Annotated in this window: 7 protein-coding genes; 3 read left to right on the top strand and 4 right to left on the bottom strand. The window is 48.6% G+C overall.

Features of this window, described 5'->3' with window-relative positions:
- Positions 1–52: 52 nt before the first annotated feature.
- The 4 genes from ACJJI5_RS20750 to ACJJI5_RS20735 form a co-directional block, all read right to left on the bottom strand.
- On the bottom strand, positions 53–1,894 hold the full coding sequence (locus tag ACJJI5_RS20750; protein ID WP_444914786.1) for an MFS transporter: 1,842 nt from the start codon (positions 1,892–1,894) through the stop codon (positions 53–55).
- A 229-nt stretch (positions 1,895–2,123) separates the two neighbouring features.
- Positions 2,124–4,010, bottom strand: a complete 1,887-nt coding sequence (locus ACJJI5_RS20745; RefSeq protein ID WP_444914785.1) for an MFS transporter — start codon at positions 4,008–4,010, stop codon at positions 2,124–2,126.
- A gap of 170 nt (positions 4,011–4,180) precedes the next feature.
- On the bottom strand, positions 4,181–6,244 hold the full coding sequence (locus ACJJI5_RS20740; RefSeq protein WP_445355085.1) for a M13 family metallopeptidase: 2,064 nt from the start codon (positions 6,242–6,244) through the stop codon (positions 4,181–4,183).
- Between the two features lie 158 nt (positions 6,245–6,402).
- Positions 6,403–7,617, bottom strand: coding sequence for a TonB family protein (locus ACJJI5_RS20735; protein WP_445355084.1), 1,215 nt, complete (start codon positions 7,615–7,617; stop codon positions 6,403–6,405).
- 345 nt (positions 7,618–7,962) lie between these two features.
- Between ACJJI5_RS20735 and ACJJI5_RS20730 the strand changes: the two genes are divergently transcribed.
- From ACJJI5_RS20730 to ACJJI5_RS20720, 3 genes are all read left to right on the top strand, one after another.
- Positions 7,963–8,673, top strand: coding sequence for a Crp/Fnr family transcriptional regulator (locus ACJJI5_RS20730; RefSeq protein ID WP_413664353.1), 711 nt, complete (start codon positions 7,963–7,965; stop codon positions 8,671–8,673).
- A gap of 340 nt (positions 8,674–9,013) precedes the next feature.
- Positions 9,014–10,219: an efflux RND transporter periplasmic adaptor subunit gene (locus ACJJI5_RS20725; RefSeq protein ID WP_445355083.1), complete on the top strand. Its 1,206-nt coding sequence runs from the start codon at positions 9,014–9,016 to the stop codon at positions 10,217–10,219.
- Complete coding sequence (locus ACJJI5_RS20720) at positions 10,216–13,365, top strand: efflux RND transporter permease subunit (RefSeq protein ID WP_445355082.1); 3,150 nt, start codon at positions 10,216–10,218, stop codon at positions 13,363–13,365. Before ACJJI5_RS20725 ends, ACJJI5_RS20720 begins: the two co-directional genes overlap by 4 nt.

Below are 13,365 nucleotides of genomic sequence, written 5' to 3'. Positions count from 1 at the left end.
GTAAATATATATCTAATTTGTTATAAGTAGCGGCACCCTATTCGTTATTAGTTTAATGATCGTCTTTTGTCAATTGCAGATGATTTAATAGTGCTTGAAGCGATTGGGGGGTTATGTCGCTTGCTGATATTGACTTTCCAACTCTGACTTCTGCTTTTAATCTTTGTTTGCTGCCAAAAGCACCTCTGATGAAAATTGGTATTATGGAGATGGGATTGTTTTTTAGTGATTCCTTGACCAGGTTTATTTCCTTCATAGCACTAGTTGAAGATTCTTTTTCAATTAAGAAGCATATTAAATCCCCATTGTGCTCTAAGTGAGTAAAATATTTGTTCAATGTTAAATTGTTTTCTAGGGTATCATCTTTATGGGGTTCGTAGAGTCGGTTGCTCTTACTCAGAATTTTTTTAATTGATTGATTTTTGTTTAGGGCGTTGCTGGGGATAAAGCGGATTTTTCTTGTGGTTAAGCTGCTTATAATAAGCGGGGTAAAAGCATTTGAGTAAGTCGTTAAGATAAGGATGGGGCCTGTGGCGGGAAGATTTTTCAAGTTGTGATATTGAGTGCGCCTGGGTAGATGGTAGGTTAGCCACGCCAAAGTATCGAACAACATCTCTGGCATTTGAAAAAGTAAGAATATCAACATTACCAAATTTAGTGCGGCCAGCAGAGTGAATATCTGAGGAATCGCGATGCCAACAGGACCCAAAAGTCCAATGATGGCAAAAGAGATAATAACAACAAATACGGCATTGAATACATTATTCACAGAAATAACTTGTGCGCGAATTTTTTCTGCTGTTCTGACCTGGATGATTGTGTATAACGGCACTATAAATATTCCGCCAGCGACGCCGATGAAACTCGTGATAAATAGGATAGTAAAACCTCCGTCGCTCTGTAAAAACTGGACGAGGGACGCGTTGGATAGCATTTGATAATTTCCAGATAGGACTCCCAGCCAAAGTGCAGCTATTGTCATACCCAGCCCCCCGACTGTTACTAAGCCCAGTTCGGCACGTCCACGAGACAGGCTTTCACACATTAGTGAGCCTATGGCAACACCAACCGTCAGGCAACAGAGAAGCACGGTGATGATAGGTTCGCTGGCGCCCAACACATTCCTAACAAAGCTGGGAACCTGGGTCAGACATGCTGTGCTAAACAGCCAGAACCAGGAATTGGCGATAATGGCGTAAAATATAGTTGGAGTCTTAACCACCTCTCGCATGATTTTCAGTGTTTGAGTTAGGGGGTTCCAATCTACATTCAGGTCGGGGTCTGAAGGGGCGGCGAAGGGAATTTCCCTACTAATTAGATAGCTGAGTACAGCGACAACTACCATCACCAAACTCAAGTAAAGCAGCCCGGATTTTCCCTGGCCTACATCGCCGGCGAGTAAAGTTCCGACAATAGTTCCAACTAATAGTCCAGCAAAGGACGCGACTTGGGCCAGGCCATTGCCCCCGAGTAGTTCGGACGGTTTAAGGTGTTGCGGTAAAATGGCATACCTGACGGGGCTAAAGAAAGCTGTGTGAGTGGCATAAAGTATCAGCACAATGAAACTTAATACTCGATCATTAGTAAGTAGGGCAATAGCGCCGAGCAAACTGATGAGAATTTCTGCAGCTTTAATAATTCTTATCACACGTCCTTTTTCATATTTATCTGCCAACTGCCCCGCAGCTAGCGAAAAAAGGAAGTAAGGAACGACATACAGGCTGCTGGCAAGGTTGATTAATGTATTGGCCTCTGCCTTCGCTAAGTGAAATGCGAGTAAGACGAGTAGTGAGTTTTTGAATAAGTTGTCATTAAAAACACTACTTAGTAAGGACAAAAACAGTGGCATAAAGCGGCGACTGGCGAGAAGCTTGAACTGATTGCTTTGAGCCATGGTTAGGCCTTCGTCCCTTTGCCATTCTGGAGTAAAGGAATTTTTCACCAACCCGAAACTGGTAGGTGATATGTGTTGTTGCCAGCAGCAAGGTATTGGGGGTCCCGCTCTCAGAATAGGCGATACGGATGATATCTGGTGGAATGTGGGTGCGGCGAGAGGGGTGAGTAATCTACATGCCTGCCAATGAGGCAGGCATATATTTTAATTTGGTCGGGAATAAGGAGGGCTAGCGTTTCTCTCCGCGTAAGCCCAGCACTTGGCGGTATAGAGCCTCTGCCTTGGCACCGGCTGCTTCGACAGGCCTGCCGGCAACGACGCTCACCCGCGACCAAAAACGCTTGGGCAATGTAGTGAAGGCATGACCGCCTTTATGACTGAAAAAGCTTCCCCAGAGACCTTGGAGGGCCATAGGGATTACAGGGACAGGGGTTCTCTCCAGAATTTTTTCTATGCCTGCTTTAAATGGCTGTAGTTCTCCGTCTTTCGTCAACTGACCTTCGGGGAATATGCAGAGAAGATCTCCATCCTTTAGCCCGTCCTCAATGGCTTGAAAAGCCTGTTCATACCCTTCAGGGTCTTTCTGCTTGGAGCAAATTGGAATTGCCCTGCCTGTTTTGAAGACGAAGTGCAAAATTGGAATTTCATAAATGGGCTTGTACATAATAAAGCGGATAGGACGGCGGACAGCGCCGGCGAGTAATAGTGCGTCGACATAACTTACATGATTGCAAGCGATTAGGGCTGGTCCCTCTGTGGGTATCTGTTCAAGCCCTTGGTGCTTTACCCGGTACATGGTGTGGGAAAGGGCCCAGATCAAAAAGCGCATAGCAAATTCTGGCACTTTGGCGAACACAAAAATGGCGACAGCCGCATTCATAAGTGCAATAACAAGAAAGAACTGCGGTATGGTCGCGTCCAGCATATTGAGGAACAGAATTCCAAGTAGCGCCGAAGCCACCATAAAGAGGGCGTTCAAAATATTGTTTACGGAGATAATTTGTGCACGAATTGCCGGGTCGGATCGATCCTGGATCATGGTGTACAGAGGAACGATGTAAAGACCCCCAAACATCCCCAGTAGTACCAGACAACTGAGAAGAGAGTATGCACCATCGGTACTTAGAAATGCGGTAAAGCTGGGCTCATGGAGTTCTGCAAAGTTTCCCCCGACAATGCCCAGGGCGATACCACTTATGGTGAGTCCAGCAGCACCAACAGGCACCAGGCCAAGTTCAATAAATCCACTGGAGAGGCGCTCGCAGATTAAGGACCCAATCGCAATACCAATGGTAAAACTGCACAGCAGTAATGTAACCACTGATTCACTGCCACCTAGGACATTCTTGGTAAAACTGGGAATTTGTGTCAGATAGGCCGCCCCCATTAACCAAAACCAAGATATTCCAATAATGGAGTAGAAAATTGAGGGAGTATTCGCGCTGGCACGGAGTATTTTATGGGTTTGAGTAATGGGGTTAGGGTTTATTTTGAGATTGGGTGTGGGGGCTGGCGCTGCGGGAATTGAGCGGCTGGCCAGATATCCCAGGGTAGCTGCGCCCATAATTACGAGGCCTAAGTAGAGAATTCCCTGTTGCCCATGGCCTGTGAGGCCTGCGAGTAGGCTACCGACAATTGTTCCCGTTAAAATGGCCACAAATGTCCCCATTTCCACCAGAGCATTGCCCCCTATCAGTTCGGAACGCTTCAAGTGTTGAGGGATAATCGCGTACTTCACCGGGCCAAAAAAGGCGGACTGTATGCCCAGGAGAAAGAGCACAGTTAAACAGAGTGCGTTGCTTCCGCTAAAAAGGGCGAAAACTCCCAGTGCACCGATAGCGATCTCTCCTAGCTTAATCCAGCGTATTAACCTCCCCTTGTCGTATTTGTCTGCGATCTGACCGGCGGAGGCAGAAAATAAGAAAAAGGGAAGAATAAACAAACCAGCAGCCAGGTTAATTAGTGCGTTCGCTTCACTTTCCACCAAGCGAAAGGCGATCATGACAATTAGGGCATTTTTATAAACATTGTCATTGAAGGCGCCCAGGAATTGGGTGCTGAAGAACGGCAAAAAGCGGCGGCTAGTGAGAAGATGAAACTGAGACTGGTTAGCCATTGGCAACTCTCTTCTTATTTAAGTGAGCTAATGGTAAGTCATACTGCCGACGGGAGGTATCCCCCGTGATAGTGGGTAAATTGGTACGATAGATTAGGGGTTGTTGGGGGAGAGGTAGAATTGGTTGAAGGGAAACCCGGCCGCGTGGGCGGCCAGGTGAGGGTACCGGTTTACCAGACAGTTACCCGTTCCTCTTCAGGCAGGTACATACCGTCGCCTTCCTTAATATCGAATGCTTCGTAGAAAGCATCGATATTTGGTAGCACGCCTTTCACACGATATTCAGCGGGAGAGTGACTATCTACCTTCAAGCGTCCACTGAGGGCTTTATCGCGCATCTTGCTGCGCCACACCTGAGCCCAGCCCATAAACACCCTCTGATCGCCGGTAAAGCCGTCAATAACAGGTGCCTCTTCTCCATCTAGAGACATTTTATAAGCTTTATAGGCAATTCCCAGGCCTGATAAATCGCCGATATTCTCGCCCAGGGTCAGCTCGCCGTTGATGTGTTCACCCTCAAGCGGCTCGTAGGCGTTGTACTGGGATACGAGCTTGCTGGTCAGCTGCTCAAAATTGTTACGGTCGGAGTCGGTCCACCAGTTGTTGAGATAGCCGCGTCCATCAAATTTACTGCCTTTATCATCGAACCCGTGTCCAATCTCGTGGCCGATTACACCGCCGATACCGCCGTAGTTGACTGCATCATCCGCATTCATATTAAAGAATGGTGGTTGCAGAATCGCTGCAGGGAATACGATTTCATTCATGGCTGGGTTGTAGTAAGCATTCACAGTCTGTGGGCTCATGCCCCACTCATCGCGATCAATCGGCTTGCCCAGCTTATTGCGATCGTAAGAGGACTCAAACAAGTTAGCTGCCAGAACGTTGCCAATCAGGTCATCGGATTTAACTGTCAAGTTACTGTAGTCACGCCACTTGTCTGGGTAGCCGATTTTGGTGGAAAAATTGCTTAGCTTAAACAGAGCCTGCTTTTTGGTATCTTCGCCCATCCACTCGAGGGATTCGATGGATTCCCGGTAGGCGGCTTTCAGATTGTCCACAAGTACAACCATTCGCTCTTTGGCTTCGGGCGGGAAGTGCTTTTCTACGTAGCGCTTACCGACCAGCTCGCCTACAGAACCATTGACAAATTGCACGCCGCGCTTCCAGCGGGGTTCCATCTGTTCGATACCGTGAACAGTGGTGCCGTAGAAGTCAAAGCGCAGTTGTGCGATTTCGTCATGCATGTAGGGCGCCATTGCATTAAGCACTTTGACCTTCAGGTAGCGCTTCCAGGTTGCCAGCTCAGTATTGGCAATAATCTCATTGGCCGCTTCCAGGTATTCAGGCTGGCCGACAATAAAACTATCCGCCTTCTTCAATTGGGCTTTGGCTAGGTAGCTGTCCCAATCTACAACGGGCATTAGCTCTTTAAGTTGAGCAACAGTTTTCTTGTTGTAGTACTTTTCCGGGTCCCGGTTATCAACGCGGCTGCGATGGTGATTTGCCAAACTTTCCTCAAGTTTGAAGATCTTGTTGGCAAAGTCGTCAGCCTCTTTAAGTCCTGCGAGGTCTTGAAGATCAGTGAGGTAGGTTACATAGGCTTCGCGGAGTTTCTTACTCTTCTCAGTGTCCTCGAAGTAGTAGTCACGATCAGGGAGTCCAAGGCCTGCCTGCCACAGGAAAGTCATGTAGTTTTCTACTTGCTTCAGGTCCTGCCAGATGCTTCCGCCAAATGGTACATCGTAGCCGACGGTATCCGCATAGGCGAAGAAATCGGTAAGATCCTTGCGGTTCTTAATTGCATCGACTTTGGCGAGTTCGCCGGAAACAGCTGAGAGTCCTTTTTTCTCGATCAGCTTTTTATCCATAAAGCTGTTGTAGAGATCTCCAATTTGCTTGGCATCGGCGCTCTTGGCTCCTTGGCTGGCTTCCATAATCAGAGCTTTGACTTGCTTGGTACTTTGATCTCTCAGAATAGAGAAACCACCCCAGCGGGACTTGTCCGCAGGGATTTCAGTATTCTTCAGCCAAGTGCCGTTTACATAAGCAAAGAAGTCGTCTTGAGGCCGTACACTGGTATCCATAGCGCCCAGGTCGATACCCGAGGAAAGCTGAACCTGCTCAGCGGTAGCTTTACTACCGGTGGAGTGGTCGTGAGCGACAGCAAACAGAGGGAACTGGGCTCCCGCCAGAGTACCGGCAATAGCGAGTGGTAATAGTAACTTTTTCATTTTTGCTCTTTTGGCTGAATATCCGCCGAGCATACTAAAAGCAGGGGGTGAGCTGGGGCAAGAGGGCTGCGTTTAGCTGGGGAAGAGGTGCGTTGGATTGAGCCTAGTAAAAAGCCCCGCAATGCGGGGCTCTAAAACGCTAGTTTTAATCTTTTTGCTCAATCGGGGAGACGGAAGGTGATAGGAATAGAAAAATTATAAGTATCCGTACTCAGTTGCGAAGGAACCCCCGGGTACGGGTCAGCTCTGTGAACGGCTGCTTGGGCTTCACGGTTAAGGCTCGAGAAGCGGGATTCTTGGATTGGCTGAATCTCTAATACTTCCCCTTGGGAATTAATGGTCACATTTAGACGGACACTGCCTTCTTGTCCACGCCCCTGTGCCCGCTTAGGGTAGCGAATATAGCGGTAGGTGTGACGAAGTAAACTGGAATGGTAAATCTGGCGTGCCAGGATCATATCCGCCGTCAGGGGGGCTTCCTCTTCTTCCTCTAACATGTCGGCTGCACCTTCGGCCAGTATTGGCCCATCCTCAGGAGGGACCGTAATCAATTCAATCTCTTCTTCGGCCAGCGCTGATGCAGATTCCTCTGATTGTGAAGCTACCTCAGAGCCCTCTTGAATTACACCTGCGTCTGGGGAAATTGCTGCGGCAGGGACCGTTTCTGCCAGGGCTAGGGTGAGTGGGGGTAGGTCGGCAATCTCAATGGCGGGTGTAGGAAGTGGTTTTTCCGTAGGCGCCTCCTCCGCAGTGACAGCCTCTTCCTGGTTTATTTGCTTCAGTTGCAGGTCTGCAATTCGTTCACTAGTTGGTGTCAGAGATTCGAATGTGGTAACCAAGTTGCCTGATACCTGACCGGCGGAGAGCAATCCGTCTTTGAAGTCGCTAGAAGGGGGAACTGAGCCAATCCAAGCTCGCAGCAGGGTATTGAAAAAATTAGGGTCGGCAATCTCACCTAACCGGATGCTGTTGAGGGATATGGTGGTCGAGCCTGTGTCTGCCGCAAACTCAGCACTCAATTGATCGCCGTGAACAAAGCGCCCGGTAAACATGTTGGCAAAAGTTACCATATTTTCTGCCTGACTGCTCAATGTGTCTCCGCGGTTGTTAATGGCAATGGCTTCCATCCACTGATTGCGGAATCGGCGTGCGGGAAGGCTATTGGTGATAATACGAACTTCCAACCGCCGGGGAATGTTGTTATCGAGCAGTGTGCTGGAATCCCGGGTCAAGTTTTCCGAGTAGATCGCAGCGATATAAATGTCTTTGTTAAATTGCTTTTCTAGTGCAATACCGTTCAGGAGTGGTGCCGCTTTCGCAGTGAAAGCAAATGTAAACACCCAAAAAGAGAGGACAATTTTTATCGATTTCATTGTTCTATGGTGTCTGAGTAGCAGGAGTAAATTGCTCCGCTAAGTAAGAATTTCGGGGCCCCAACCCCAATGCACACAAGTCAGATTAAAAAGTGCGCGCCCAAAGCTTGTAGGAGTACAATGTACTACCCACTACACCTAACTCTACTGTAACTGGAACGGAGTTCAACCCTGTGAGGGGCAGACTGTCCTCTTTATCGCAAGATGATGGGTTGGTAAAGAAACGATTGTCACACTTAGAAACAGGTGTGCTAGGTCGATATCGTTTAGAATGGCACTTTGCAGAGTGGCTTAGGCCACTCTTTTCAGGAAAATGGAATAGTTTTCACTAAATTTGAATTGTGCATGGAAATTAAACCTCTTAGCGAGTATCCACGGGATGCTGTGGATCGTCTTCTCAATGTCATCCATCTATTTCGGGATATTCGTGCCTCGAGTGAGTGGCAATACGATGTATTGCTAAAGCGCTCCCGGTTGGTCAGCCTTCAGTCGGGCGAACAGCTGCTGCGTGCAGGGGATGTGGATCAATGGGTCTACTTCTTGTTACGCGGCGAGTTACATGTGAAGGTGAACAGTCCCGCAGCTGAGGAGGCTCCGGGAAATGAACGTCCTTTGGCGGTAATACGTCCAGGTGAGTTATTTGGTGATTTGTCGATGCTATTGGCGGAGCCCCGCAGTGCCGATGTATTTGCCGCGAATAATAGCCAGGATACCCAGGTTCTAGGCGTTGATTGTACGCTGTTTGGTGACCTGGAAGACTTATCACTTTTACAGTTGCCAGCAAAACTGGTTTTCTATCGCAATATGGTGCATTCATTGCGTTGGAAACTGGAGGTCTATAGGTCCAAGTATCCGGGGCATCAGTTGGCGAATAGCCATAGAAAGCTGAAACTTTATACAGGACCCAAAAATAGCCGGGAAGAGTTAATTGCCTTAGCGGAACAGGCGAAAGCTTTGGCTCAAATTCTGCTCGACTGGAATGCGGAGTTTGGTTCTGGTGAGCTGGTTGATGATGAATCCGACATGCTTGGATTTCTGGAATCTATGCTGTCGTAGAGGTTTCCCGTTCAAACCAAGGGCGAGAGAATTATTTCCTCGCTCCTGACTGCTCTCCCTCCTCTTTGTACTTATTTTTATTGGCACATGTGTACACCTTTCTTTAGGGGGGACTATCTGCTGATTCCAGTCTAAATTTGTAGATCACTCGTATATTTCATTTGCCCGACATTAACCACGTATTTATTGACAGAATTCGAGTAGGACACAGCGGAGCTTTTTATATGTCGCTGTGATTGTGTAAAAATCGCTTCGCTTCAGTTGTTATCGCAGATCCCTTCGATTGGATTTAAGACCCCTTTTGCGATGGCGCATCATTGCCCAACAGGTTTAGTAAGTTATGAATGTATTGGCATCAATCTGGTCAAGGCGCAATTACCGGATGGCAATTATTGTTTCGGTGATCGCTATTTTATGGCTGCTGAGTGGGCAGTTATTCTCCGATGCAGAGGATGAGCAGTCAGAATCTAAAGAGGTAACTGCCAAGAAGCCGGAGCCTGAATTGCGAATTCAAGCCCAAATCATTGAGTCCAGCCCATACGCCACTCAGATACTAGTGAATGGGCGCACTGAGGCTAACCGGCATGTACGTCTGCGCGCTGAACTGGATGGCATTATTGCTGCACTTCCAGTTGCGGAAGGGCAGACAGTTAGACAAGGGGATGTCATTTGCGAAATCGAGGCTGAAGATCGTATTGAGCAACTGGCATTAGCTGAAGCGGCAAAACGCAAAGCAGAAATAGACTTTGCCGGTGCCGAGAAACTTAAGAAAAAAGGACTGCAGTCGGATACCGCAATGGCCCAGCAGCAAGTTGAGCTTGCCCGAACCAAGGCGGAGTACACACGTGCCAAAGTGACGGTAGAGAAACTACAAATTCGTGCACCATTTGCTGGAGTAGTGAATAGCCGAGCGGTGGAGCTGGGGGATTTTATTCGCCGGGGAGAGGAATGCGCGACCATTCTTGACTTGGATCCCATCCTAATTGTTGGCGAAGTTTCAGAGGATCAAGTGGGGAGCCTTGTTGAGGGCGGGCCGGCGAGAGCCCAATTACAAAGAGGACTGTTAGTAGACGGATACCTTCGTTATATCAGTCAACAGGCGCAGGAAATTACTCGGGCTTACCGAGTGGAGGTAGCAGTAGATAATCCAGGTAATCAACTTCCCGGAGGCTTGAGTGGTCAGCTGGTCCTCCCGACCGGTGAAATTACGGCCCACCATATTAATGCATCTCTACTCACGCTGGATGATAGCGGTGAATTGGGGGTGCGGACTCTCAATGATAAAAACCGAGTGCAATTTATTAATGTTTCACTGGTTGGGGATGGTGATGGCGGCGTCTGGGTTTCTGGACTGCCCGACACAGTGACTCTGATTACTGTGGGACAAGAATATGTCACTACGGGAGATTTGGTTCGTGCAGAAATACTGAAAACTGGGGAGGAGTTTTCCCGGGAGAACCAAGCGAAGGAAGCTTCCCCAGTAGATTCCGCAGAGGTGACTCCGGTATCCGAAACTTCAGTGATTCCCGAGGGGGATTCGCGATGAAGCTGTTGGAAAGCGCTATTCAAAGAAATCGCAGTACAATATGCCTGATGCTGCTGATCGTTTTAATTGGCATAGTTGCTCGCGCAGCGATGACAATTGAATCAAGCCCTGAGGTGAACCCTCCATTTGTAATTGTACAGGTCACTCACGAGGGAATTTCCCCAGAGGATGGTGTACGCCTGTTGGTCCGCCCTCTGGAGAAGGAAATTCGTGCGGTAGAAGGGGTTGTCGAGGTGATTGCTGTCGCCCGGGAATCCCTTGCATATATCGTGATTGAATTTGACTCTGCCATTGGTGTAGATGATGCCGTCGATGATATTCGCAATGCTGTAGAGCGGGCCAGGGCTGAGCTGCCCCGGGATGCCGACGAGCCCACTGTGGAGGAAGTATCCGCTCAACCTTTCCCTACCATCGTCGTTACCCTATCCGGCGAGCAAGTGAATGAACGGGTTTTACTGCGCTCGGCTGAATTGCTTAAGCGGAAGATAGAGAGTATCCCTGAGGTGCTAGGTGCAGATCTCCACGGTAATAGGGAGGAGGTTGTTGAGGCAGTGATTGATCCGGTGCGACTGGAGCACTATCAAATCACCAGTGCGGAGTTAATCAACGCGGTATTGGGGAACAATCTGTTAATTCCTGCAGGGGAGCTGGAAACCAATCGGGGCCGTTTTTCAGTGAAAGTCCCTGGGTTGATTGAGACCGCTCAGGATGTTTATGAAATTCCGCTCAAGAAGTCACGCGATGGAGTTGTGACCTTGGGTGCTGTTACAGATATTCGCAGAACCTTCAAAGATGCAGTGAGCTACACCAGTATCAATGGTCGCCCGGGGCTCGCTATTAATGTTGAAAAGCGCAACGATGCCAGCTCTGTCGATGTTGCGGATCGAGTCCGGGAAGTGGTTCAGGCTGAATTTGGTGTTTTGCCACAGGGAATTACGGTTGAGTTTGTTTTTGACCAATCTGATTTTGCACGGGATATGGTCAGTGAGATGCAGGGAAACATCCTGACCGCGATGCTATTGGTAATGATTATTGTCGTTGCCGCGCTCGGCTTTCGCTCGGGAATTCTGGTGGGGCTGGGAGTGCCCTTCTCTTTGCTGTTTGGTTCCATCATCACCTGGTATCTGGGTTATTCGTTTAACTTTATGGTGATGTTCGGAATGTTGCTGGCCCTCGGTATGTTAATTGATGGCTCCATTGTGATCACCGAGTTTGCCGATCGGAAAATGGCTGAAGGCTTGTCAGCAAGGGAGTCCTATATTGCATCAGTCAGTCGGATGTTCTGGCCGGTAGTTGCCTCAACGGCGACTACCCTTGCAGCATTTTTGCCTATTATGCTGTGGCCTGGAGTGGTGGGAGACTTCATGCGTTACCTGCCCGTTACAGTATTTGCAGTATTGGCGGGGTCACTCTTGTACGCCCTGTTTTTTGCTCCTGTGCTGGGTTCACTGTTTGGCAAAAGCGCAATGGATGCCTCTACTCGTAACTACCTGAGTCAGTTAGAGGATGGCTTACCTCGAGCCCTGCCTGGAATTACCGGCTGGTATGCGCGTATTCTTGAGAAGGTTCTACAGCGCCCATTGGGTGGGTTCTTAACCACTATTGCCATTCTGGTTGCCATCTTTATTGGCTTTGTCAATTTTGGTGCGGGTGTTGAATTTTTCACGGATACAGAAGAGCAATACGGCAATGTAGAAATTAGGGCCCAGGGCAATTTGTCCATGGAGGAGAAAAAAGCCCTGGTGGTGCAAGTGGAAAGAGCCGTGCTTAGTGTACCTGAGGTCCGAATAGCTCACACTACTATTGGTTCTGGCGGAATTTCTGGAAATTCTGATCGTTCCCCAGATCAAATCGCCAATATGTTAGTGGAGCTTTATCCCGCAGAGGAACGCGAGCGGCGGAGCCGCGACATTTTTGCCGATATCCGTTCCCGCACCTCAGATTTTGCCGGAATTAAAGTAACCGCAAATGTAATGGAGGGAGGACCGCCGGTAGGCAAGGATATTGTTCTGGAGTTGCGCAGTCAGAACTATGAGCAGCTACTGCTGGAAACCTGGCGACTACACCGTGCAATGGAGGAAATTGGCGGGTTGCGAGATATTGTAAACACCGCGCCACTACCTGGCATCGAGTGGGAAGTGAAAGTCGATCGAGCCAAGGCTGCCCTATATGGTGCCGATCTAACTGAAGTTGGCAGGGCGGTGCAGTTGGTTACCAATGGCGTCCGGGTTGCAGAATATCGACCCGATGATACGGATGAAGAAGTAGATATACGTATCAGGTACCCCAGAAGTGCCAGAGGCATAGCCGCGCTCGATCAGCTAAAAGTTAATACCGTGCAGGGTACCGTTCCGATTAGCAGCTTCGTACATACGGAAGCCATGCCCAAGGTCGATAAGATTGAGCGAATCGACGGAATTACTCGCATGCAAATTAAGGCTGATGCGCAAGAGGGGATTCTGCCGGATGACAAAGTGAAGGAAATAAGGAAGTGGTTGCAGACTAATCCGGTGGATAACCGGGTTGAGCTGCTATTCCGTGGGGCGGACGAGGAGCAGAATGAGTCTTTTCAATTCCTAGGCATAGCCTTCCTCCTGGCTCTGTTTTTAATGTTTATCCTGTTAGTAACACAGTTCAACAGCTTCTATCAGTCTTTATTGGTACTTTCATCTGTGATTATGTCCACTTTGGGAGTGATGTTTGGCCTGCTAATAACACAAAGCACCTTCAGTGTGATTATGACTGGAGTGGGTATTGTGGCGCTGGCTGGAATCGTGGTGAACAATAATATTGTATTGATAGATACCTATAATTTCGTGCGTAAGAATGAGCCGAGCCTTACACCAACGGAAGCAGCAGTAAAGGCATCGACACAGAGGCTGAGACCGGTCTTTTTGACAACGGCAACAACTATCCTCGGGTTGTTGCCCCTGGCGCTAGGCGTCAGTGTGGATATGGTCGGGCGCAATATTGTTGTCGATGGAGTGATAGCCTCTTTTTGGGTGAAGCTAGCCAGTGCAATTGTTTACGGGCTTACCTTTTCCACTTTGCTGACGTTATTGGTCACACCCATTATGTTAGTACTACCGGGTCGCTCCAAGAAGAGGGGTAATCCAGAGGGGGTTATTGAGTCGGTAGCAAGTTAG

The sequence above is a fragment of the Microbulbifer maximicatervae (SeqCode) genome, assembly GCF_052467955.1.
The sequence above is the reverse complement of the archived record's forward strand: the minus strand, read 5'-3'. Positions and strand labels throughout refer to the sequence as shown.

What these genes read in the sequence shown, in the direction of transcription:
- ACJJI5_RS20740 (WP_445355085.1), bottom strand. Translation starts at nt 6,244, where the DNA reads ATGAAAAAGTTACTATTACCACTCGCTATTGCCGGTACTCTGGCGGGA.
- ACJJI5_RS20730 (WP_413664353.1), top strand. Translation starts at nt 7,963, where the DNA reads ATGGAAATTAAACCTCTTAGCGAGTATCCACGGGATGCTGTGGATCGT.
- ACJJI5_RS20725 (WP_445355083.1), top strand. Translation starts at nt 9,014, where the DNA reads ATGAATGTATTGGCATCAATCTGGTCAAGGCGCAATTACCGGATGGCA.
- ACJJI5_RS20735 (WP_445355084.1), bottom strand. Translation starts at nt 7,617, where the DNA reads ATGAAATCGATAAAAATTGTCCTCTCTTTTTGGGTGTTTACATTTGCT.
- ACJJI5_RS20745 (WP_444914785.1), bottom strand. Translation starts at nt 4,010, where the DNA reads ATGGCTAACCAGTCTCAGTTTCATCTTCTCACTAGCCGCCGCTTTTTG.
- ACJJI5_RS20720 (WP_445355082.1), top strand. Translation starts at nt 10,216, where the DNA reads ATGAAGCTGTTGGAAAGCGCTATTCAAAGAAATCGCAGTACAATATGC.
- ACJJI5_RS20750 (WP_444914786.1), bottom strand. Translation starts at nt 1,894, where the DNA reads ATGGCTCAAAGCAATCAGTTCAAGCTTCTCGCCAGTCGCCGCTTTATG.